Origin of the sequence: Micromonospora globbae (assembly GCF_036184225.1) — a bacterium.
In the GTDB taxonomy this organism is placed as follows: domain Bacteria; phylum Actinomycetota; class Actinomycetes; order Mycobacteriales; family Micromonosporaceae; genus Micromonospora; species Micromonospora globbae.
In genome coordinates, this window is record NZ_CP108084.1 from 4,596,403 (window position 1) to 4,618,428 (window position 22,026).

The following is a 22,026-nucleotide window of genomic DNA, read 5'->3' on the forward strand; positions in this document are numbered from 1 at the left end:
GAGGACTCCGTGGCACCCCTGATCGCACTCGTCGCCGGCACCGTGCTGGCCCGGATCGCCGGCCTCGTCGGGGTCGACCCCCTGGACGCCTGGCCGCCCGCTCTCCGGGTCGGCCTGGCCCTGATGTTCGTGCTCACCGGATTCGCGCACTTCGCCGAGCCGCGCAGGTCCGGCCTGATCGCCATGGTGCCGCCCCGGCTGCCCCGCCCGGGCCTGCTCGTCACCGTGACCGGCGTCCTGGAACTGGCGGGCGCGGCGGCGCTGCTCGTCCCGGCCACGGCCCGGTGGGCGGCCGCCGCGCTCGGGCTGCTGATGATCGCCATGTTCCCGGCGAACGTCTCGGCGGCCCGCCGCCGGCTCACCCTCGCCGGCCAGCCGGTCACGCCGCTGGTCCCGCGTACGGCGCTGCAGGTCCTGTTTGTGGCGGCGGCCGCCGTTATTTCGTTTGGCCCCTGACGATCAGGGAGCTAATCTACCTCCCGTGGATCTCGTAACCCTCCGCGACGTGCCGATGGGCCGGCTCGTCGCGCTCGCCGGTCACGTGGTCAGCCAGCGCTGGAACCGCTTCCTCGCGGAGAGGTTCAACCTCACCCAGGCCGGCATGGTCACGCTCATGACGCTCGCCCACCAGGGCCCGCTCCCGCACCGCGAGGTGGCCCAGCGGTGCTTCGTGCGGCCCGCCACGCTGACCGGGATCGTCGACACCCTGGAACGTGACGGGCTCGTCGAGCGGCAGCGCGACGACAACGACCGGCGCAGCGTGCGCCTCGCCGTCACCCCCGCCGGGCGGGAACGGGTGGCGGCGCTCACCGCCCTCATCCGCTCCGGGAGGCCCCTCACCTCCGTGGACGCCGACCCCGCGAAGGCGGCCGTGATCCGCGAGTTCCTGCTGGAGGTCATCGGTAGTGGAGAGGACCCGCGTATGACCGAACCCACCGACGAGCCGGGAGGTCCGCGGTGCTGATCCGACTGCTCCGCGACCACCTGCGCCCGTACCCGAAGCCGCTCGCCGCGGTGGTGCTGCTCCAGTTCGTCGGCACCATGGCGTCGCTCTACCTGCCGAGCCTGAACGCCGACATCATCGACCGGGGCGTGGCCGTGGGCGACACCGGCTACATCGTGCGGACCGGCGGCTGGATGCTGCTGGTCAGCCTCGTCCAGATCGTCTGTTCGATCGCCGCCGTCTACCTCGGCGCCCGCACCGCCATGGGCTTCGGCCGGGACGTCCGGGCCGCGATCTTCCGCCACGTGAACCGCTTCTCCGCCCGCGAGGTCGCCCACTTCGGCGCGCCCTCCCTCATCACCCGTTCCACCAACGACGTCCAGCAGGTGCAGATGCTCGTGCTGCTGAGCTGCACGATGCTGGTGGCCGCACCGATCATGAGCGTCGGCGGCGTCGTGATGGCCCTGCGGGAGGACCTGGGGCTCTCCTGGCTGATGCTCGTCTGCGTACCGGTGCTCGCCGTCACGCTCGCGCTCGTCATCCGGCGCATGGTGCCCGGGTTCCGGCTCATGCAGACCCGGATCGACGCGGTGAACCGGGTGCTGCGGGAGCAGATCACCGGCATCCGGGTGGTCCGGGCGTTCGTCCGGGAGCCGTACGAGACGCGGCGCTTCGGGACGGCCAACGCCGAACTGACCGACACCGCCCTGCGGGTCGGCCGGCTCATGGCGTTGATCTTCCCGGTGGTGATGCTGGTGCTCAACGTCTCCAGCGTCGCCGTGCTCTGGTTCGGCGCCCAGCGCGTCGACTCCGGGGCCATCCAGGTCGGCGCGCTGACCGCGTTCCTCCAGTACCTCATGCAGATCCTGATGGCCGTCATGATGGCCACCTTCATGCTCATGATGGTGCCCCGGGCCGCCGTCTGCGCCGAGCGCATCGTCGACGTGCTGGACACCGACACGTCCGTGGTGCCGCCCGCGACACCGGTCGCCGAGGTGCCGACCCGGGCCGAGTTGGAGCTGCGCGACGTGCGCTTCCAGTACCCGGGCGCGGCCGAGCCGGTGCTGCGGGACATCTCCTTCCGGGTGACGCCGGGCACCACCACGGCGATCATCGGCAGCACCGGGGCGGGCAAGACCACCCTGCTGTCGCTCATCCCGCGCCTGGTCGACGTCACCGCCGGCGCCGTCCTGGTCGACGGAATCGACGTACGCGACCTGAAGCCGGAGGACCTGTGGCGCCGCATCGGGCTGGTGCCGCAGCGGCCGTACCTGTTCACCGGCACGGTGGCGAGCAACCTGCGCTACGGCAACCCGGACGCGACCGACGACGAGCTCTGGGCCGCGCTGGAGATCGCCCAGGCCGCCGACTTCGTGGCCGGCATGCCGGGCGGGCTGGAGGCCCCGATCGCGCAGGGTGGCACCAACGTCTCCGGCGGCCAGCGCCAGCGACTCGCCATCGCCCGGGCCCTGGTCCGGAAACCGGAGATCTACCTGTTCGACGACTCGTTCTCCGCGCTCGACCTGGGCACCGACGCGCGGTTGCGGGCGGCCCTGCGGCCGGTCACCGCGGACGCCGCCGTGGTGATCGTGGCCCAGCGGGTCTCCACGATCGTCGACGCCGACCAGATCATCGTGCTCGAGGACGGGGGAGTCGTCGGGATGGGACGACACGAGGAACTGCTGGACAGCTGCCCGACGTACGCCGAGATCGTCGCCTCGCAGCAGACGGCGGAGGTGCCGGCATGAGCGAGCGCAGCGCGGCCGTACCCGCGCAGAAGCCGGCCGGCGACGGGCGGACGCCGCGGCGGCTGCCCGGCGGTCACCGTGGCGGCGGTCCGTTCGGCGCCGGCATGCCCGCGGAGCGGTCGATGAACTTCGGGCCGTCGGCGCGGCGGCTGCTCGGGCGGCTGCGGCCGCACCGGCTCCAGCTCAGCGCGATCATCGCGCTCGCCGTGGTGAGCGTGGGTCTCAGCGTCATCGGGCCGAAGGTGCTCGGCCACGCCACCGACCTCATCTTCACGGGGGTGATCGGCCGCCAGCTTCCGGCGGGCTCCACCACCGAGCAGGCCGTCGCGGCGGCCCGCGCCAGCGGCAACGATGCCTTCGCCGACATGCTGGCGCGGATGGACCCGGTGCCCGGCGCCGGCATCGACTTCGACGCGCTGGGGCGGGTGCTGCTGCTGGCGCTGGCCCTCTACCTGGCCGCGAGCCTGCTCATGTGGTGGCAGGGCTGGCTGCTCAACGGCGTGGTGCAGCGGACCGTACGCAAGCTGCGCGCCGACGTGGAGGACAAGCTCAACCGGCTGCCGCTGCCCTACTTCGACAAGCAGCCGCGGGGCGAGCTGCTGAGCCGGGTCACCAACGACATCGACAACATCTCGCAGAGCCTCCAGCAGACGCTCAGCCAGCTCCTCACGTCGCTGCTCACCGTGGTCGGCGTGCTCGGCATGATGTTCTGGATCTCGCCGTTGCTGGCGCTGGTGGCGCTGGTCGCCGTGCCGCTGTCGGTGCTCGTGACGCAGCGCATCGCCAAGCGGTCGCAGAAGCAGTTCATCGCCCAGTGGACGCACACCGGGGAGTTGAACGGCCAGATCGAGGAGGCGTTCACCGGCCACGAGCTGGTGAAGGTCTTCGGACGGCAGCGCGAGGTCGAGGCCGCGTTCACCGAGAAGAACGAGCAGCTTTTCAAGGCCAGCTTCGGCGCGCAGTTCATCTCCGGGATCATCATGCCGTCGATGATGTTCATCGGGAACCTGAGCTACGTGGCCATCGCCGTGGTCGGCGGGCTACGGGTCGCGTCCGGCGCCATGAGCCTCGGCGACGTGCAGGCGTTCATCCAGTACTCGCGGCAGTTCACGCAGCCGCTGACCCAGGTGGCGTCGATGGCCAACCTGCTCCAGTCGGGCGTGGCCTCGGCGGAACGGGTCTTCGCCGTCCTCGACGCCGAGGAGCAGAGCCCCGACCCGGCCGAGCCCGCCCGTGTGACGCAGCCGCGCGGCCGGGTCGAGTTCTCGCACGTGTCGTTCCGCTACGAGCCGGACAAGCCGCTGATCGAGGACCTGTCGCTGGTCGCCGAGCCGGGCCACACCGTGGCGATCGTCGGTCCGACCGGCGCCGGCAAGACCACGCTGGTCAACCTGATCATGCGCTTCTACGAGCTGGACGCCGGCCGCATCACCCTCGACGGCGTGGACATCACCACGATGCGCCGCGACGACCTGCGCGGCCGGATCGGGATGGTGCTGCAGGACACGTGGCTGTTCGGCGGCACGATCCGGGACAACATCGCCTACGGCCGCCCGGACGCCACGGAGGAGGAGATCGTCGCCGCCGCGCGGGCGACGTTCGTGGACCGCTTCGTCCGCAGCCTGCCCGACGGCTACGACACGGTCATCGACGAGGAGGGGAACAACGTCAGCGCGGGCGAGAAGCAGCTCATCACGATCGCCCGGGCGTTCCTCGCCGAGCCGTCGCTGCTCATCCTCGACGAGGCGACCAGCTCGGTCGACACCCGCACCGAGGTGCTGCTGCAACGGGCCATGGCCGCGTTGCGCTCGGACCGGACGAGCTTCGTGATCGCGCACCGGCTCTCCACCATCCGGGACGCCGACCTGATCCTGATGATGGAGAACGGCCGGATCGTCGAGCAGGGCACACACGAGCAGCTGCTGGCGGCCCGGGGCGCGTACCACCGGCTCTACCAGTCGCAGTTCACGCAGGCGCTCACCGAGGAGGACGAGCCCGGTGACGCCCCCCGCCGGCCGGTGCCGGCACAGGGGGCGCTCCCGGTGTGAGCGGGTCAGTGGGGCAGCAGGTCGGCGGAGCGGGCGGCCACCACGCCGGTGACCAGCTCCAGCGCGGCGGCGACGGGCATCGGGTCGAGCTCGCGCCCGTCGCGCAGCCGCAGGGCGACCCGCCCGCCGGCCGCCTCCCGGGCGCCGACGACCGCGACGTACGGCACGCGCCGGCGGGCCGCGTCCCGGACCCGGGACCCCAACGATCCGTCCGCGTCGACCTCGACCCGCAGCCCGGCCGCCTCGCCCCGACGGGCGAGGTCGGCCGCGGCGGCGGCCTGCCCGGGCCCGACCGGCAGCACCGCGAGCTGGACCGGCGCGTACCAGGCGGGAAAGGCGCCCTCGTGCACCTCGATGAGGTACGCGAAGAGCCGCTCCATGCTGCCGACCAGGCTCCGGTGCACCATGACGGGCCGCCGCCGCGAGCCGTCCCGGTCGGTGTACGACAGGTCGAACCGCTCCGGCTTGTCGAAGTCGAGCTGCACGGTCGCGAGGGTCGACTCCCGGCCGGCGGCGTCCACGATCTGGATGTCGATCTTCGGCCCGTAGAAGGCGGCGTCGCCGGGCGCCTCCGCGTACGCCATCCCGGCGAGGGCGTCGCGCAGCAGTTCCTCGGCCCGGGCCCACTGGGCGTCGTCCCCCACGTACCGCTGTCCCGGCCCGCGCAGCGACAGCCGGAAGCCGGCCGGGCGGACGCCGAGCGCGGCGTGCGCCTCGCGGATCAGCCGGAGGATCTCCCCGACCTCCTCCCCCACCTGCTCCAGGGCGCAGAAGTTGTGCGCGTCGTTCAGCGAGATGGCGCGCACCCGGGAGAGCCCGCCGAGCACGCCGGACCGCTCGGCGCGGTACATCCCGCCCAGCTCGGCGATGCGCAACGGCAGCTCCCGGTAGGAGCGGCCGCGGGCGGCGAACACCAGCGCGTGGTGCGGGCAGAGCGCCGGCCGGAGCACGAACTCGTCGTCGGCCGAGAGCCGCATCGGCGGGAACATGTCCTCGGCGAAGTAGCCGAGGTGGCCGGAGCGTTCGAACAACTCGCGCTTGCCCAGCGGCGGCGAGTAGACGTGTTGGTAGCCGGCACGGCGCTCCAGCTCCCGGACGTACTCCTCGACGGCGTGCCGGGCGGCGGCACCGGCCGGCAGCCAGATCGGCAGCCCGGCGCCCGCGAGGGGGTCGGAGACGAACAGCTCCAGCTCCCGGCCGAGCCTACGGTGGTCGATGATGTCGCTCTCCCTGGTCGGGTACGACCCGGAGGCGACCTGGTCACCGAACGCCGCGCGGCCCTCGGGGGCGGATCGCCCCGGGGCCGCGTGGACGGAAACGTCAGTGCGGGACGCCGGGGTCTCCCGGCGTCGTCGTCAGGCCCGCACTGTGCATGCGGTGACGGTACGCGGAGGCCGCAGGCGGAGCACCCGCATTTGTGGCGGGGCCCGATCCGGCGGCGGCCGGGCGGCCACCGGCCCCGGACGAAGGCCCGGCTCAGGACGGAGGCCCGGCCCCGGATGGAGGCGCGGCCCGGGACGGAGGCGGGCCGCCGGCACGGGACCTGCCGGCGGCCCGCAGCGGCCCGCCCATCGGAAACGGGGGACCCGACGGAAGGCGGGCCACGCCCGCACAACGGTACGCGCACGCGCGCCGATCCGCCGACCGTCACCGGGGGCGGCAGAGGCTCGTTGAACAGGGGTGGCCCTGCCGTGTCCATGGTCACCACCGGCCGGGGCTGTCCGAGGTGACGTCCGACACGCCGTCAGGCTCAGTGCATCCGATCGGCCCCATCCGAGGTGGCAGGCGTGCCCGAACTACTCACTGACGTCGCGTCGCCGACATGGGCGTACCTCGCGTTGCTCGGACTGCTGCTGGTGGACGCGTTCGTTCCCGTGATCCCCACCCAGGCCATCATGATCACCGGTGGGGCGCTCACCGTCTACGGCGGCCTCGACCTGTCCCTCACGATCGCCGTCGGCACGGCCGGCGTGCTGGCCGGAGACCTCGCCTGCTACCTCATCGGGCGGCTCGCGCCGGAGCGTCGGCTCCCACGGCACGGCGAGCCGAGCCGGGCCCGGCGGGTCGCCGACCGGGTCACGCAGGGCCTCCGGCGCCCGGGGCCGCTCGTGATCCTGCTCTGCCGGTTCGTACCCGGCGGCCGGATGGCGGCCTGCTTCTCGGCCGGCCGCAGCCACTACCCGTACCGCCACTTCCTGTTGTACGAGACGGCCGCCGCGCTGGGCTGGGCCACGTACGGGGCGCTGGTCGGGCACCTGGGCGGGAGCGCCCTGGCCTCGTCGACCTGGCGTCTCGCCGTGATCGCCGCCGTGGCGGCGACCGGTTTCGCCGCGGCCGGCTGGGTGATGACGGTCGTCACCGCCCGCCGGGCCCGCGCCGACTGAACGCCGGCCACGCCGCCAGCCGCCGTCCCGCGCAGCGGCGACCGGTCCACGTAGGGGTGGTCCCGGGGAACGATTTCGGTGACGCGCCCCGATCCGCTTCGGGTGCCCCGGACGACAGGCTTCTGGCATGCGTGGAACCCGCAGTGCCGGCCTCCTGGCCCTCGGCGGCATCGCCCTCGCGGCCGTGCTCGCCGTGATCGGCCACCTCGAGGCGAACGACGACCTGTCCCCCTGGTCGCTGACCGTCAGCGACTTCGCCGTCTCGGACCGCGGCGGCGTGATCGACGCGGCCATGGTGGTGCTCGCCGTGGCCACCGCCGCGCTCCTGCCCCCGCTGCACCGCGCGTACGGCTCGGCGTCCGCCGCCCGGCGGCGGTGGGCGCAGTCGCTGCTCGCGGTCTGGGGCGGCGGCCTGCTGCTCGCCGCCGTCGTGCCGACGAACGAGCCCGGGCTGCCCATGGACACCGCGGCCTACGTCCACCGGTACGCCTCGGTGGTCGCCTTCCTCGCCCTGCCCGCCGCCGGCTGGCTGCTCGCCGGGCCGCTGCCGGGCGCCGGGCGGTGGCTGCGCGGGTTCGCCCTGGCCAGCCTGGCCCTCGCCGGGGCGATGGTCTGGTCCGCCTACCCCGGCGGACGCGTCCTCATCGGCCTGGTGGAGCGGCTGCTCATCCTCACCGAGGTGGGTCTGCTCGCCACCGTGGCGCTCTGGCTGGTCGCGGCGGGGCAGCGGCGCGGGTTCGTCGCGGCCGGACGGCGACACCCGGCACGGACGAGCCCGGTGTCGCCGCGTCCGGTGCGGCGGGACAGCCCGGTCGTCACTCCAGCTCGTGGAGCATGAGCTGGCGGGCGGCCTCGGTGATGGACCCCGAGAGGCTCGGGTAGATCGTGATCGTCTGGGCCAGCTCGTTGACGGTGAGGTTGTTCTCCACCGCCATGGTGATCGGCAGGATCAGCTCGCTGGCCTTCGGGGCGACCACGACGCCACCGATCACCTGGCCGCTGGCGGGACGGCAGAAGAGCTTCACGAAGCCGTCGGACAGGTCGGCCATCTTGGCCCGGGCGTTGCCCGCCAGCGGCAGCATCACCTGACGGGCGGGCACCTTGCCGGCGTCCACCTCGTTCTGCGAGACACCCACCGTGGCCAGCTCCGGGTCGGTGAAGACGTTCGCGGCGACGGTCCGCAGCCGCAGCGGGCGGACCGCCTCGCCGAGCGCGTGCCACATCGCGATCCGGCCCTGCATGGCCGCGACGCTGGCCAGCGGCAGCACCCCGGTGCAGTCGCCGGCGGCGTAGATGCCGGGCACGTTCGTCCGGGAAACGCGGTCGACCGTCACGTAGCCGCCGGGGGCCAGCTCGACGCCGTACTCGGCGAGCCCCAGGTTGGCGGTGTTGGGGACGGAGCCGACCGCGATGAGCGCGTGCGAGCCGTACACCTTGCGGCCGTCGGAGAGCTCGACCTCGACGCCGGCCTCGGTACGGCGGACCGCGTCGGCGCGCGAGTTGTTGAGGATGCTCATGCCCCGGGTGCGGAAGACCCGCTCGATGGCCATGGCCGCGTCGGCGTCCTCGTGCGGCATGACCCGGTCGCGGCTGGACACCAGGGTGACCTCGATCCCCATGGCGAGGTACGCGCTGGCGAACTCGGCGCCCGTCACGCCGGAACCGACCACGATCAGGTGCTCGGGCAGCTCGGGCAGGTCGTACACCTGGCGCCAGGTGAGGATCCGCTCGCCGTCGGGGACGGCGGTGGGCAGCTGGCGGGGGGTGGCGCCGGTGGCGACCAGGACGGTGGAGGCGTCGATCGTGTACTCCGCGCCACCGTCGGCGGGGGTCACCACCACGCGGTGGGTGTGACCGAGCGTGTCCTCGCCGAGCCGGGCGGTGCCCGCCACGAACGTGACCCCGGCCTTGACCAGCTTGGCGTGGATGTCGGCCGACTGGGCGAGCGCGAGCCGCTTGACCCGCTGGTGCACGGCCTGCGCGTCGACCGTGACCGCCTCCAGCCCGTCGGAGTGGACGCCGAACTCCTCGGTGTCCCGGTAGCCGGTCACCACCTCGGAGCTGGCGATGAACGTCTTGGACGGCACGCAGTCGGACAGTACGCAGGCTCCACCGGCACCCTCGGCCTCCACGACCGTCACGTCGGCGTCCAGCTGTGCGGCGACCAGGGCCGCCTCGTAGCCGGCCGGCCCGCCGCCGATGATCACGATCCGGCTCACAGCGCTCGCCCTTCGTCGATGCTCACAGTGACTTTCTTCTCCCGAACATGTCCGACACGCACCGTCGTATTCTCCCCCACCCGTCCGCCGGGCTATCGTCATCGCCGTGCGTCTTCACGCCGCCTACGGCTCAAACCTCGACCCCGGGCGGATGCGCGCCTACTGCCCGCATTCGCCGATGGTGGGCACCGGCTGGCTCGAGGGCTGGCGGCTGACCTTCGCCGGCGAGGACGTGATCGGCTGGGAGGGCGCCGTCAGCACGGTGGTCGAGTCCCCGGGCGACCGGGTCTTCGTGGCGCTCTACGACATCCACCCGTACGACGCCGCCCAGCTCGACGAGATCGAGGGTGTGACGTCCGGCACCTACCGCAAGCTGCACGTACGGATCTCCACCCTCGACGGCGACGTGACCGCGTGGATCTACGTCTTCGACGGGTACGAGGGCGGCCTCCCGACCTCGTGGTACCTGTCGGAGATCGCGAACGCCGCCGAGAAGGCGGGCGCGCCCGACGACTACGTCACCGAGCTGCGGTCCCGCCCCACCGGCACCGCGTCGGCGTAGCGCGTATCGCACACGCCCAGTCTGCTCCCGGCCCCGGGCCGGCGGCTCGTCGGCCCCCGCCCGGGTCGTCCATCACACACCCGACGCCGCGGCCGGGACCACGAGTTCGTACATGTCGGTCCAGCGGGTCTCCCGCAGGCCGACGGAACGGTAGAGCGACAGCGGGGTCGTCGGGTTGGTGAGATCCACCCCCAGGCCGGCCGAGGTCCGGCCCTTCTCGGCGTACCCGGTGAAGGCCCGACGCAGCAGCGCGGCGCCCACCCCCCGGCGCCGGTAGGCGGGCAGCACCGACAGGCTCCGCACGAAACCCTCGTTCTGGTCGAGCGCCTGGTCGGACGACTGCAACGCGCCGGCCGCCACCCCGTCGACCTCGGCCACGAACCACTCGTCCCAGGTCGTGCCGTGCTGCGTGATCTTCTTGCGCCACTCGGCGTAGCCGAGCGGCTCGTAGTCGGGGGTGTCCCGGAACGCCGTGTCGAAGATCCGGTGGAAGTCGCGCAGGTCCCGTTCGTCGTCGGGGCGGACCGGGCGAACGGTCACGCCGGGCGGCGGGGGCGGCTCGGCGGGCAGGTCGGCCAGCGACCGGTGCATCCGGACGTAGCGCTTGGCCAGGGAGAAGCCGGCGTCGGTGAGGATGCGCTGCCAGTCCCGCTCCGGCTCGAAGACCGCGCAGCGCACGGTGAGCGCCGGCAGGGAACGCTCGGCGGCGCGTTCGGCGACCCGCTGGAGTTGACGGACCAGTAGCGGCCCCCGTACGTGCGCGCCCCGCTCCGGGTCGACGTAGACCTCCACGAACTCCCGCCCGACGCCCGTGGGGTTGTCGAGGGTGGCCCAGCCGACGACCGCGCCCTCCGGGTCCAGCGCCAGCCAGGAGTCGCGGGACGGGTCGACGTACGGGGCGGTGAGCGCCGCCTCGACGTCGGCGGCGTCGAAGTCGGGGTAGCCGACGGCGAAGGTGTCCGCGGCGTGGACCACCGAGAGGATCGCCGGCACGTCGTCGAGGGTGGGCCGGCGCGCGCTCCAGCCAGCGGGAAGGGTCACGGCGCCGATCCTGACAGCGCGCGCGGCCGCACGCCTCCGAATTACCGCCCGCGGGCCCCCTTGCGCACCGTGATCATGACGTTGTCGCCCCGCGCCACGGCGTGTCGCGGCACCAACCTCATGATCGACCGGGTGGGTCCCCGGGTCAGGCGGCCGGGTGGGAGCGGACCGCGGTGCCCAGGTGCGCGCGGACGGCGGCCAGCAGGTCCACCAGCTCCACGCCGTCGACCGGTCCGAGCGCCCCGAACGCCGGCGCGGCCAGCCGGTCGGTCACCGCCTCGGCCCACAACCGCCGCCGGACCAGCGGCCCCACCGGCGGATACGGCGGCGGCCAGCCGCACGCCATGGCGCCGGCCTCCCCCTCCGGCCCGGCGAGCACCGCCTCCCGCGGCGTCATCCCGCTGGCGCGGACGGCGAGCAGGTACGCGCCGGTGAAGTACTCGCGCAGCAACCGCAGCGCCGCGGCGGCCCGGGCCCCCGCACTGCGTCCGGGCACCGGCATGGCCCGCCCGGCGGCGAAGAGCGGCAGGCCGCTGCCGTCCGCCGCGTGGACCGTACGCTCCAGCAGGTTGACGAGCCGCTCCACCCGCGGTGCGTCGTCCAGGTTCTCCGAGCCCCACCGGCAGCACTCGGCCAGCGTCGCGGCGGCCACCTCGGACGGGCGGACCGTCCGGGCCGCGCCCTCCCAGCCGTCCGCCACCGCGTCCGGGGCGAGGAAACCGAGCGCGGCGGCCGCCGTCTCGGCACGTACGTCGCCGAGCACCCCCGCACGGCCGGTGACGTAGAAGGCCCATCCCGAGATGCCGAGCAGCCGGGCCCGCCGCAGGGTCACCGGGCAGCGGGTGAAGGCGTCTCCGATGTCGAGCACCATCGGCTTGCTCGCCGCGGCGATCTGCTCGGGCGTCATCGGCGCCGCCCGTGCGGACCACCGATCGGCCGTCCGCCGCCCGGCGCGGGCCCGCCCGCCCGTTCCCCACGTCCGTCCATCGACGTCAGTCTGCCTCGCCACCGCCCGTCCCGGCATCCCCCTCCTCGGCGTCGAGGGCCTCCACGGCCGCCTCGACCTCGCCGGTGCGCCGCCGGGCCGCGGTGAGGGCCCGCTCGGCCCCGCGCCGGGCCAGTTTGGCGCGACTCAGCTCCTGCTCGGCGACCGCACGCCGCCGCTCCAGCTCCGCCAGCTCGGCCTCGATCCGGTCGAGCGCGGCGGCGCCGTCGCGCTCGGCCGTCGTCGCCTCCGCCAGCTCCGACTCGGCCCGCTCCTGTTCGGTACGCGCCTTCGCCAGCTCCCGTTCCAGTGCTCGCCGCTGCCGCGCCCGCTCGGCACGCGCCTCCCGTTCGGCCCGCTCCGCGGCGCGCTCGGCCGCCCGCCCGCCCGGGGCGCGCTGGGCGGGCGCCCGGCCGGTCTCCCGCCGGGCCGGACGTTCCTCCTCCTCGCCGGTGACCAGGCGCAACTGCGGGCGGGGCACCTCGCCGAAGCCGGCGTAGCTGGCCGCCCGGAGCAGCCGGCCCGCCCGCACCTGCTCGGCAACCTCGGTATCGGAGAGCGCCGCGTTGAGGGTCGCCTCCACCTCGGCGAGCGGCAGCTTCCCGGCCGCCGGCGCTCCCTCCTCCTCGGAGGCCAGCCTGCGCACCTCGGCGACGAGCGCGCCCACCACGGCGCGCCGCTGCGCGGACAGCTCCCGCAGCCGCGGGCCGCGCAGCTCGCGCTGGGCGGAGCGGAGCGCCTCGGCGAGCTGCACCAGGTCGGCCACGAGCTCGGGGCGCCGGATGGCGAGCAGGTTCACGAGCCACGCGGCCACGGTGGGCCGCCGCAGCCGGGCGATCTGCCGGGCGGTGGCCGGATCACCGGCGCGGCGGGCGTCGGCGACGGCGGCGTCCCGGGCGGCCACGAACCGGTCGGGGGGCGTGGTGTAGAGCTGGTGCAGCAGCTCGGGCGAGGGGCCGGGCATCGCCTCAGGCGTCCAGCCGGGTACCGGGTTCCAGCCGCCGGTAGTCGGTGCGGGACAGCGCCGTGTACTGGCGGTCGAGCACGGCGTACCCGTTGTCGTTGAGCAGCGCGTCGTGCAGGGCGTACGCCCGGCGCGGGGCCACCGCCCGGATGAAGTCGACGACCTCGGAGAACTTCGACCAGGGGGCGTGGATCGGGGCGAAGAGCGTGTCGACCGGGACGTCCGGCACCACGAGGGAGTCGCCCGGGTGGTAGACCACGTCGTTGATCAGGTACCCCAGGTTCTCGACGACGGGGATGTCCGGGTGGATCACCGCGTGCCGTCCGCCGTACGCGCGGATCGCCACCCCGGCCGCCGTGAACGACTCGCCGGGCTGGACCGGCCGCAGCACCTCGGCCGCGTCGCCGAGCGGGGCGGAGAGCGCGGCCGGGCCGTGCACCGTGAAGGGCCGCCGTTCGAGCTGCCGGGTGACCGCCTCGGCGTTCAGGTGGTCGGGATGCTCGTGCGTGATCAGCACCGCGTCCGCCCCGTCCAGCGCCGCCGGATCGCTGAACACGCCGGGGTCGATGACGAGCACTCCCCCGTCGTGCTCCACCCGGACGCAGGAGTGGGCGTACTTGGTGAGCTGCATCGTGACTCCTCGATTATCGAATCGTGACGTCCTCAGCGCAGTCTGCCGGAACCGGCGTGCTGGCGCGCCACGTCCGAGGTATCGCCCACCGGGTGAGCGGAGATGGGAGCGGGGATGGACGTACGGAGAAGGCGGGGTCGTGGCGCGGCCGTGGTGGCCCTCGGGCTGGCGGCGATGGTGGCGGTGGGCGCGTGCAGTTCAGCCGGCGGTGACGACCGCGCGGCCTCGGACGCCGCCCCGGCCGCCGGCGCTCCGGAACGCGGGACGGTGGAGCGCGGCGGGGCCGGCGCTCCCCCGGCGAGCGGCGCGGGTTCACCGGACCTGCGTGTCGACCAGCGGTCGATCATCTACACGGGAACGTTGCGGGTACGGGTGGACGATGTGGACGGCGCCGCGCGGCGCGCCGTCGAGGCGGTCACCGCGGCGGGCGGTTTCGTCGGCGGCGACCGCCGGCACAGCACCGCCGACGACGCCAGCGCCGAGCTGGAGCTGCGGGTCCCGGCGGCGCGGTTCACGGCGGTCGTCGACGAGCTGGCCGGGCTCGGCCGGCAGGAACGGCGCGAGATCCACACCGAGGACGTGACCGAGGAGACGGTCGACCTGGACGCACGCATCGCCACCCAGCGCGCCCGGGTGGAGAACGGCCGCCGCCTGCTCGCCCGGGCGACCACGATCAGCGACCTGGTGTCGCTGGAGGGCGAGCTGGCCAAGCGGGAGGCCGACCTGGCGTCGCTGGAGGCGAAGAAGCGCCGTCTCGCCGACCTCACGGCGCTCTCCACCATCACGTTGAGCCTGGTCGGGTCGGACGCCAGCACGACGGAGGCGAGCGAGGAGACGGAGCTGGGCTTCCTGACCGGGCTGCGCGGCGGCTGGAAGGTGTTCGTGACCTCGCTGAACGTCCTGCTGACCGTGCTCGGCGCGGTGCTTCCGTGGCTGGTCGCGCTCGGCGTACCGCTGACGGCGCTGATGGTGGTGCTGCGCCGGCGGCGGCGTCGCCGGGAGACGCCGCCGGTCAGCGCGCCGCCGCCTCCAGTGCCCGCAGCGCGGTCTGCACCATGACCCGGATGCCGGCGGGGATGGCCCGCTCGTCCACGTCGAACGTGGCGCGGTGCAGGTCGACGTTGGGGCCGGACCGGCCGACGCCGAGCCGGGCCAGGGCGCCGGGGACGTACTCCAGGTACCAGGAGAAGTCCTCGCCGCCCATGCTCTGCGGCGTCTCCGCCACGCCGTCCGGGCCGAGCGCCGCCGTGGTGGCGGCGGTGAGGATCTGGATGGCCTTGGCGTCGTTGCTGACCGGCGGACGGCCCCGCAGGTACTCCAGGTCGACGGTGGCGCCGGTCGGCGCGATGACGTCCCGGACGACCTGCCCGACGATCTTCGGGGCGAGTTCCCACGTGTCGCGGTCCATCACCCGCAGGGTGCCGGCCGCGCACGCCTCGGTGGGGATGACGTTGTAGCGGGTGCCGGCCGACGCGTGGCCGAAGACCAGCAGCAGGCCGCTGTTGGCCGGCACCCGGCGGCCGACGAGCGCCGGCACCTCGGTGACCAGGCGGCCGAGCGCGTCGACGAGGTCGACGGTCAGGTGCGGCCGGGCGGTGTGCCCGCCGGGGCCGGTCAGCCGGACGGTCACGTTGTCGGCGGCCGCCGTGATCGGACCGACCCGCAGGCCGATGCGGCCGACGGGCAGGTTCGGGTCGCAGTGCAGCGCGAAGATCTGCACCACGTCGTCCAGGCCACCGGCCTCGATGACCTCCAGGGAGCCGCAGGGCAGGATCTCCTCGGCCGGCTGGAAGATCAGCCGGACGCGCCCGTTCAGCTCGCCGCGTTCGGCGAGCTGGGCCAGCAGCATGCCCACGCCCAGCATGATCGTCGTGTGCACGTCGTGGCCGCAGGCGTGGCAGACGCCGTCCACGGTCGAGCGGTACGGCACGTCCTTCACGTCGGTGAGCGGCAGCGCGTCGATGTCGGCACGCAGGGCGACCACCGGGCCGTCCGGGCGGCCGTCGATGTCGCAGAGCACGCCGTTGCCCTTCGGCAGCATCCGCGGGTTCAGCCCGGCCAGGGAGAGTTCCCGGGCGACCAGGGCAGCGGTGTCGAACTCGCTGCCCGACAGCTCCGGGTGCGCGTGGATGTGACGGCGGGTGGCGATGAGCCCGGGTACGCGGAGGGCGAGCAACTGGTCCAGCTCGAAGGGCAACGGTTGGGACCCGGACGGCGCCTCCGGCCACGGTGGCGCCAGCTGGCTGCCGGTCGGCAGCGTCAACGCACTCGTCACGTCGAATTCTCGTTCACTAGGAATGGATGGATCATCATGAACAGCAGACAGCCTAGACCTCCGCCGGTGACGCTGCGCAACCTCGTTCCGGTAATGATCGGAGCGCACAGCGTCACGAATGCCCTGCTGGGAGCGCTCGGAGAGCCGCGGGACCGCAGGTAGATCGCGTTCGGACGCTGCCATCGGCCGCCTCACCTCCTACAACGCGTAACCGATTCGGCGGTCACGAATGTGCGCGCACCCTCTCGGGCCTTCGTTGCGAATTGTCGCATTAGTCGGCTTGATTAACTGACAGTCCGCCAATTAACCGACCACGCTCCGCAACGAGCCGGAACAGACGCTCACATGTACGAGTGCGACAGGAGCGCACAGGGTGTCCGTTCCCGTTCACCCGGCCGGGGTACCCGCAAACCTCGCGGGCACACGCCGGATCCGTCGGGGCCGCGTCGCCCGAGCCGGACCGGCGGCGGCACGGCCGCGTCGCGCGTGCCGCCCGGACCGGCGGAGAGCCCGCCGTGCCGGGGAACCGGACTTCCGACTGTAGCGCCTTCCAGAGCCCGTGATCGAGCGCCTGACCAGCGGAAACACGACAGCTCCGCGGAGCGGAGCCGGCCGGCCGCTGAGCGGAGCCGGCCGGTGCGGCCGTCAGAACCGGTCGCTGGGCCGGTACTGGCCCCACACCTCACGCAGCGTGCCGCAGACCTCGCCGATCGTGGCGCGGGCGCGCAGCGCCTCCTTCATCGGGTAGAGCACGTTCTCGGTGCCGGACGCCGCCGCCCGAAGTTCCGCGAGGGCCCGCTGCACCGCGCCCGCGTCGCGCGTACGCCGCAGCTCGGCCAGGCGCTCCGCCTGCGCCGCCTCGATGGCGGGATCCACCCGCAGCGGCTCGTACGGCTCCTCCTCGTCGATCTGGAACCGGTTGAGGCCCACGACCACCCGCTCACCCGAGTCGATCTCCTGGGCGATCCGGTACGCCGACTGCTCGATCTCGCGCTTCTGGAACCCGGCCTCGATGGCGTCCACCGCCGAGCCGTACTCGAAGACCCGGTCCATCAGCCCGGTGGCCGCCTCCTCGATCTCGGCGGTCATCGCCTCGACCACGTACGAGCCCGCGAACGGGTCGACGGTGGCGGTCAGGTCGGTCTCGTACGCCAGCACCTGCTGGGTCCGCAGCGCGAGCCGGGCGGCCTTCTCGGTGGGCAGCGCGATCGCCTCGTCGAAGCTGTTGGTGTGCAGCGACTGGGTGCCGCCGAGCACGGCGGCCAGCCCCTGCACCGCGACCCGCACGAGGTTGACCTCCGGCTGCTGGGCGGTGAGCTGCACACCCGCCGTCTGCGTGTGGAAGCGCAGCATCATCGACTTCGGGTTCTTCGCCCCGAACTCGTCGCGCATGAGCCGGGCCCAGATCCGCCGCGCGGCGCGGAACTTGGCGACCTCCTCGAGCAGGGTCGTCCGGGCCACGAAGAAGAACGACAGCCGTGGCGCGAAGTCGTCGACGGCCAGCCCGGCCGCGAGCGCCGCGCGGACGTACTCGACGCCGTTGGCCAGGGTGAACGCGATCTCCTGCGCCGGGCTCGCCCCCGCCTCGGCCATGTGGTAGCCGGAGATGGAGATGGTGTTCCACTTCGGCACCTCCTTGCGGCAGTAGCCGAACGTGTCGGCGACCAGCCGCAGGGACGGCTTCGGCGGGAAGATGTACGTCCCGCGGGCGATGTACTCCTTGAGGATGTCGTTCTGGATGGTCCCGTTCAACGCGGACCCGGGCACCCCGTTCTCCTCGGCCACGAGCTGGTAGAGCAGGAGCAGCACCGAGCCGGGCGCGTTGATCGTCATCGAGGTGGAGACCTTGTCCAGCGGGATGCCGTCGAAGAGCAGCCGCATGTCCTCGATGGAGTCGATGGCGACCCCGACCTTGCCGACCTCGCCGTGCGCGATCGGGTCGTCGGAGTCGTACCCCATCTGGGTCGGCAGGTCGAAGGCGACGGAGAGACCCATGGTGCCGGCGCGCAGCAGCTGGTGGTAGCGCGCGTTGGACTCGGTGGCGGTGCCGAAGCCGGCGTACTGGCGCATCGTCCACGGGCGGGACGTGTACATCGTCGGGTAGACCCCGCGGGTGTACGGGAACTCGCCCGGCGCGCCGAGCCGGGCGTCCAGGTCATCCGGAAGGTCGCCCGCCGTGTAGACGCCCTTGATGGGGAAGCCGGATTCGCTTGACCGCCGTTCGCTCATCACCGGATGGTAGGACGAGCCGCGGCGGCTGCGGGTGAGGGATTCCGCACACTGCGTCGGCGTCGGTCGACGGCAGGTGAACGGTCGGGTACGCACCGTTCACTTCGATAAACGTCCGAGCGTCGGCTTTCGCATCGGGCGTCGGAACCAGCAAGATAGGGAGGTTGTGTCCCAGCCCCCTCGATATCCCCCGGTGGCTTTTCTGTGACTCAGATCCCGACCTGGAGCGGCGGACCTGTCAGTCCCCCCAGTGGACGCGCGGCACCCGGCACCACCATCGGTGGTCGCTACGAACTGCGTTCCGCGGTGGGCAACGGCGGCATGGGTACGGTCTGGCGCGCGACAGACACCCTGCTGCGGCGGGACGTGGCGGTGAAGGAGGTCGTCCTCCCCCCGGGGCTGGCCCCCAGCGACCGCGACGCCATGTACGAACGCACCCTCCGCGAGGCCCGCGCGGCCGCCGCGATCCAGCACCCGGCCGTGGTGCAGGTCTACGACGTGGTCACCGAGGGTGGCCGGCCGTGGATCGTGATGGAACTGCTGGACGCCCGCAGCCTCGCCGACATGGTCATCGAGGACGGGCCGGTCGCCCCGCGCGTCGTCGCCAAGATCGGCATCGCGCTGCTGGGCGCGTTGGAGGTGGCCCACGCCATCGGCGTGCTGCACCGTGACGTCAAGCCGGCCAACGTGCTGATCTGCTCCGACGGTCGCTGCGTGCTCACCGACTTCGGTGTGGCCCGGATGCCGACGGACGTGCAGCTCACCACGCCCGGGATGGTCCTCGGCTCGCCCCACTTCATCTCCCCCGAGCGCGCCATGGGCCAGGAGTTCGGCCCGCCCAGCGACCTCTTCTCGCTCGGCGTGACGCTCTACACGGCCGTGGAGGGGCGGCCGCCCTTCGACAAGGGCGACCCCATCGAGACCATGCACGCCGTCGTGGAGGACCCGCCGGCCCCGCCGCAGCGCAGCGGCCCGCTGACCGCCGTGCTCATGGGCCTGCTGGAGAAGGACCCGGCCCGCCGGCTCGACGTCCACACCTCCCGGGCCATGCTCCGCGAACTCCTGGCCGGCCCGCTCAGCAACAACGCCGCCGCGGTGCACTCGATGACCGACCCGTACGCCGTGATGCCGGTGCAACGGTCCGCGGCTCCCCCGGTGCCGGCCGCACCCGAGCCGAAGCCCACCGGCCAGATCGGCGGCCGGGCCATGCTCGCCCCCGGCGAGTCGCTGACCGACCGGCTGGCCGCGCTGCGCCGGGGCGAGCGGCCGGAGCCGGCCCCCGCGGCGGGTGCCGCCGCCCTCGACGAGACCAGCGCCGACGCGCTGGCCGGCCCGCTGCACACGCCCACCGGGGCCATGCCGCCCCCCGGGCGGCCGGCCGCCGGTCGCACCTACGGCGGCGCCGAGGCCACCCAGCGGGTGGACCCCGCCCAGCGCGACGCCACCCAGCCGGTCACCTGGGGCGTCCGCCCGGACGCCACCCAGGCCGTGCCGTACGCGGGAGCGCCCGACGCCACCCAGCGGGTCGGCGCCACGTACGGCGGCGGCCCGTGGGCGGCCCCGGGCGCCGGGCAGCCGGGCGGCGCGCCCGGCGCGGGCAGCCCGCTCGACCGGGTCCGCCGGGTCGGCGCCGAGCTGGTCCGTACGGTCAAGGGCTGGCCGCGCAACGTGCAGCTGGCGGCGGCCGGCGGCCTCGCCGTGGTGCTGCTCGTCGGGGCGGTCGTCCTGTTCACCGGCGGCGACGACGAGACCCCGCCCGCCCCACAGGCCCAGCCGACCGCCACCGAGCCGGCCGGCCCGGGCATCGAGATGCAGGAGCACTCGGCCCGGGGCATCCAGGTGATGGTGCCGAAGGGCTGGGAGCGGGCGACCGGCGGCGTCTACATCGACTACGTCGATCCCGAGGACGACGGCGGCCGCAAGGTCCGGGTCCTCACCGAGAAGTTCGGCGGCGACAGCTCGATGCGCTGGGCCGAGATCGCCGCGAACGGGCTCAAGAAGGCGAAGAGCTGCGCGAAGCCGTACAACCAGATCGCCATGACCGAGCAGGAGCTGGCCGGTAAGCCGGCCGCCGAGTTCGAGTACACCTGCGGCGAGGGCGAGACCATGCGGCACGGCGTGTGGCGCGGCGTGGTGAGCGGCGGGAAGGTCTACTCCTTCTACCTGACCTCCACGGACGCCCGGTTCGCGGAGAGCAAGCCGATCTTCGACGAGATGGTGCGGACCTTCAAGCTCACCGACGCGAGCTGAGCGGGGTCACGGGACCGGAGGGAACCGTCAGCGGTGATCCGCCGGCGTGCTATCAAGAGGCATGCCGGCGGACACCACTGACATCGACGACCTCCGCGAGCGAGCCCGGCGCTGGCTCGACGACGACCCGGACCCGGCCGACCGGGCCGAACTGCAGGCGGTCCTCGACCGGCTGCCGGACAGCGCCGCCGACCTCGCCGACCGGTTCGCCGGCCCGCTGACGTTCGGCACCGCCGGGCTGCGCGGCCCGCTGCGCGCCGGCCCCAACGGGATGAACCTCGCGGTGGTCACGCAGGCCGCGGCCGGGCTGGTCGACTGGCTCGCCGCGCAGGGCGGCACCGGCCCGCTGGTGATCGGGTACGACGCGCGGCGCGGCTCCCGGGAGTTCGCCGCGCGCACCGCCCAGGTCGCCACCGGGGCGGGACGGCCCGCGCTGCTGCTGCCCCGCCCGCTGCCCACGCCGGTGCTCGCGTACGCGGTGCGCCACCTCGACGCCGTGGCCGGGGTCATGGTCACCGCGAGCCACAACCCGCCGCAGGACAACGGCTACAAGGTCTACCTCGGAGCGCGGCTCGGCGGGGCGCTCGGCGCCGGGGCGCAGATCGTGCCGCCCGCCGACGCCGGGATCGAGGCCGCGATCCGGGCCGTCGGCCCGCTCGCCGACGTGCCGCTCGGCCCGCCCGGGCAGGTGCTCGGCGACGACCTCGTGGCGTCCTACGTGGAACGGGCCGCCGCGGTGGTCGCGCCCGACGTGTCGCGGGACCTGTCCGTGGCGTACACGCCGCTGCACGGTGTGGGCGCCGCCGTACTCACCGCCGCCTTCGCGCGGGCCGGCTTCCCCGTGCCCGGGGTGGTTCCCGACCAGGCCGAACCCGACCCGGCCTTCCCCACCGTCTCGTTCCCCAACCCGGAGGAGCCCGGCGCGGTGGACCGCCTCGTCGCACTCGCCGACGCCACCGGCGCGGACATCGCCATCGCCAACGACCCGGACGCGGACCGCTGCGCGGTGGCCGTACGCGACGGCGGGACGGGGTGGCGGATGCTCCGCGGTGACGAGGTGGGGGTGCTGCTCGCCGACCACCTGATGCGTCGCGGCGTCACCGGCCTGTACGCCACCACGATCGTGTCGTCGTCGCTGCTGCGGGCCATGTGCGCCGCCCGGGGGATGCCGTACGACGAGACGCTGACCGGGTTCAAGTGGATCGTCCGGGCCGGCGACGGGTCGGTGCCGCTGGTGTTCGGGTACGAGGAGGCGCTCGGCTACTGCGTCGCCCCGGACCTCGTCCGGGACAAGGACGGCATCACCGCCGCGCTGACCGTCGCCGAGCTGGCGGCCGGGCTCAAGGCGCAGGGGCGTACGCTCACCGACCGCCTCGACGAACTGGCCGCCGAGTTCGGCGTGCACCACACCGACCAGCTCTCGGTGCGGGTCGACGACCTCCGGGAGATCGCCCAGGCGATGGCCCGGATCCGGGCGGCCACGCCGACCACCCTGCTGGGGCACCCCGTCGAGACGACCGAGGACCTGCTCCCCGAGGCGGACGTGGTGATCCTGCGGACGGCCACCGCCCGGGTGGTGATCCGCCCGTCCGGCACCGAGCCGAAGCTGAAGGCGTACCTGGAGGTGGTGGAGCCGGTCGCGGACGGCGACGTCGCCGCGGCGCGGACCCGCGCGCAGGCCGCGGTTACCGACCTCCGCGCGGAGATCGCCAAGGCCCTGGGCCTGTAAGCCCCCTCCCCCGCGATC

At 73.7% G+C, this 22,026-nt stretch carries 18 protein-coding genes; 10 read left to right on the forward strand and 8 right to left on the reverse strand.

The window, feature by feature from the left end; translation table 11 throughout:
* Window positions 1–9: 9 nt before the first annotated feature.
* The 4 genes from OG994_RS20580 to OG994_RS20595 are packed head-to-tail and all read left to right on the forward strand — an operon-like array spanning window position 10 to window position 4,739.
* Window positions 10–456 carry a DoxX family protein gene (locus OG994_RS20580; protein ID WP_328850667.1) on the forward strand — a complete coding sequence of 149 codons (447 nt, stop codon included), beginning with the start codon at window positions 10–12 and terminating at the stop codon, window positions 454–456.
* A gap of 25 nt (window positions 457–481) precedes the next feature.
* Window positions 482–964: a MarR family winged helix-turn-helix transcriptional regulator gene (locus tag OG994_RS20585; RefSeq protein WP_240032834.1), complete on the forward strand. Its 483-nt coding sequence runs from the start codon at window positions 482–484 to the stop codon at window positions 962–964.
* Window positions 958–2,691 carry an ABC transporter ATP-binding protein gene (locus OG994_RS20590; protein ID WP_328850668.1) on the forward strand — a complete coding sequence of 578 codons (1,734 nt, stop codon included), beginning with the start codon at window positions 958–960 and terminating at the stop codon, window positions 2,689–2,691. Before OG994_RS20585 ends, OG994_RS20590 begins: the two co-directional genes overlap by 7 nt.
* Entirely contained in the window at window positions 2,688–4,739 is a 2,052-nt protein-coding gene (locus tag OG994_RS20595) for an ABC transporter ATP-binding protein (protein ID WP_328850669.1), read from the forward strand. Before OG994_RS20590 ends, OG994_RS20595 begins: the two co-directional genes overlap by 4 nt.
* A 5-nt stretch (window positions 4,740–4,744) precedes the next feature.
* On the opposite strand, the gene thrS is transcribed toward OG994_RS20595, so the two are convergent.
* The gene (gene thrS / locus OG994_RS20600; protein ID WP_120327614.1) at window positions 4,745–5,959 is read right to left on the reverse strand and encodes a threonine--tRNA ligase; all 1,215 of its coding nucleotides are present in this window, start codon (window positions 5,957–5,959) and stop codon (window positions 4,745–4,747) included.
* A gap of 567 nt (window positions 5,960–6,526) precedes the next feature.
* On the opposite strand from thrS, the gene OG994_RS20605 reads away from it, so the two are divergent.
* Entirely contained in the window at window positions 6,527–7,123 is a 597-nt protein-coding gene (locus OG994_RS20605) for a DedA family protein (protein ID WP_120327613.1), read from the forward strand.
* Window positions 7,124–7,250: 127 nt separating this feature from the next.
* The gene (locus tag OG994_RS20610) at window positions 7,251–7,961 is read left to right on the forward strand and encodes a DUF998 domain-containing protein (protein ID WP_328850670.1); all 711 of its coding nucleotides are present in this window, start codon (window positions 7,251–7,253) and stop codon (window positions 7,959–7,961) included.
* Here the strand turns inward: OG994_RS20610 and OG994_RS20615 are convergent.
* Entirely contained in the window at window positions 7,939–9,342 is a 1,404-nt protein-coding gene (locus OG994_RS20615) for an NAD(P)H-quinone dehydrogenase (RefSeq protein ID WP_120327611.1), read from the reverse strand. The two genes, OG994_RS20610 and OG994_RS20615, sit on opposite strands and share 23 nt — an antisense overlap.
* 106 nt (window positions 9,343–9,448) lie before the next feature.
* On the opposite strand from OG994_RS20615, the gene OG994_RS20620 reads away from it, so the two are divergent.
* On the forward strand, window positions 9,449–9,904 hold the full coding sequence (locus OG994_RS20620; protein WP_120327610.1) for a gamma-glutamylcyclotransferase: 456 nt from the start codon (window positions 9,449–9,451) through the stop codon (window positions 9,902–9,904).
* A gap of 72 nt (window positions 9,905–9,976) precedes the next feature.
* Here OG994_RS20620 and OG994_RS20625 read toward each other — a convergent pair whose 3' ends face one another.
* From OG994_RS20625 to OG994_RS20640, 4 genes are all read right to left on the reverse strand, one after another.
* The gene (locus OG994_RS20625; protein WP_120327609.1) at window positions 9,977–10,945 is read right to left on the reverse strand and encodes a GNAT family N-acetyltransferase; all 969 of its coding nucleotides are present in this window, start codon (window positions 10,943–10,945) and stop codon (window positions 9,977–9,979) included.
* 145 nt (window positions 10,946–11,090) lie between these two features.
* A complete protein-coding gene (locus tag OG994_RS20630) occupies window positions 11,091–11,852 on the reverse strand; it encodes an SCO6745 family protein (RefSeq protein WP_120327608.1) in 762 nt (253 codons plus the stop codon).
* An 85-nt stretch (window positions 11,853–11,937) separates the two neighbouring features.
* Window positions 11,938–12,894 (reverse strand): coiled-coil domain-containing protein, encoded by a 957-nt coding sequence (locus OG994_RS20635; protein WP_120327607.1) that lies wholly within the window; start codon window positions 12,892–12,894, stop codon window positions 11,938–11,940.
* Between the two features lie 4 nt (window positions 12,895–12,898).
* Window positions 12,899–13,525 (reverse strand): MBL fold metallo-hydrolase, encoded by a 627-nt coding sequence (locus OG994_RS20640; RefSeq protein WP_120327606.1) that lies wholly within the window; start codon window positions 13,523–13,525, stop codon window positions 12,899–12,901.
* A gap of 114 nt (window positions 13,526–13,639) precedes the next feature.
* On the opposite strand from OG994_RS20640, the gene OG994_RS20645 reads away from it, so the two are divergent.
* Window positions 13,640–14,584 carry a DUF4349 domain-containing protein gene (locus tag OG994_RS20645; RefSeq protein WP_328850672.1) on the forward strand — a complete coding sequence of 315 codons (945 nt, stop codon included), beginning with the start codon at window positions 13,640–13,642 and terminating at the stop codon, window positions 14,582–14,584.
* Here the strand turns inward: OG994_RS20645 and OG994_RS20650 are convergent.
* Both OG994_RS20650 and OG994_RS20655 read right to left on the reverse strand, forming a co-directional pair.
* Window positions 14,538–15,800, reverse strand: coding sequence for an amidohydrolase (locus tag OG994_RS20650; protein WP_120327604.1), 1,263 nt, complete (start codon window positions 15,798–15,800; stop codon window positions 14,538–14,540). The genes OG994_RS20645 and OG994_RS20650 overlap by 47 nt on opposite strands.
* Window positions 15,801–16,445: 645 nt before the next feature.
* On the reverse strand, window positions 16,446–18,029 hold the full coding sequence (locus tag OG994_RS20655; protein WP_120327603.1) for an acyl-CoA mutase large subunit family protein: 1,584 nt from the start codon (window positions 18,027–18,029) through the stop codon (window positions 16,446–16,448).
* 204 nt (window positions 18,030–18,233) lie between these two features.
* Here OG994_RS20655 and OG994_RS20660 point away from each other — a divergent pair, with 204 nt between their 5' ends.
* A complete protein-coding gene (locus tag OG994_RS20660) occupies window positions 18,234–20,279 on the forward strand; it encodes a serine/threonine-protein kinase (protein WP_328850673.1) in 2,046 nt (681 codons plus the stop codon).
* Window positions 20,280–20,340: 61 nt separating this feature from the next.
* Window positions 20,341–22,008, forward strand: coding sequence for a phospho-sugar mutase (locus tag OG994_RS20665; RefSeq protein WP_328850674.1), 1,668 nt, complete (start codon window positions 20,341–20,343; stop codon window positions 22,006–22,008).
* The last annotated feature ends 18 nt before the right edge of the window (window positions 22,009–22,026 follow it).

What these genes read in the sequence shown, in the direction of transcription:
- OG994_RS20595 (WP_328850669.1), top strand. Translation starts at nt 2,688, where the DNA reads ATGAGCGAGCGCAGCGCGGCCGTACCCGCGCAGAAGCCGGCCGGCGAC.
- OG994_RS20610 (WP_328850670.1), top strand. Translation starts at nt 7,251, where the DNA reads ATGCGTGGAACCCGCAGTGCCGGCCTCCTGGCCCTCGGCGGCATCGCC.
- OG994_RS20630 (WP_120327608.1), bottom strand. Translation starts at nt 11,852, where the DNA reads ATGACGCCCGAGCAGATCGCCGCGGCGAGCAAGCCGATGGTGCTCGAC.
- OG994_RS20635 (WP_120327607.1), bottom strand. Translation starts at nt 12,894, where the DNA reads ATGCCCGGCCCCTCGCCCGAGCTGCTGCACCAGCTCTACACCACGCCC.
- OG994_RS20640 (WP_120327606.1), bottom strand. Translation starts at nt 13,525, where the DNA reads ATGCAGCTCACCAAGTACGCCCACTCCTGCGTCCGGGTGGAGCACGAC.
- OG994_RS20645 (WP_328850672.1), top strand. Translation starts at nt 13,640, where the DNA reads ATGGACGTACGGAGAAGGCGGGGTCGTGGCGCGGCCGTGGTGGCCCTC.
- OG994_RS20655 (WP_120327603.1), bottom strand. Translation starts at nt 18,029, where the DNA reads ATGAGCGAACGGCGGTCAAGCGAATCCGGCTTCCCCATCAAGGGCGTC.
- OG994_RS20665 (WP_328850674.1), top strand. Translation starts at nt 20,341, where the DNA reads ATGCCGGCGGACACCACTGACATCGACGACCTCCGCGAGCGAGCCCGG.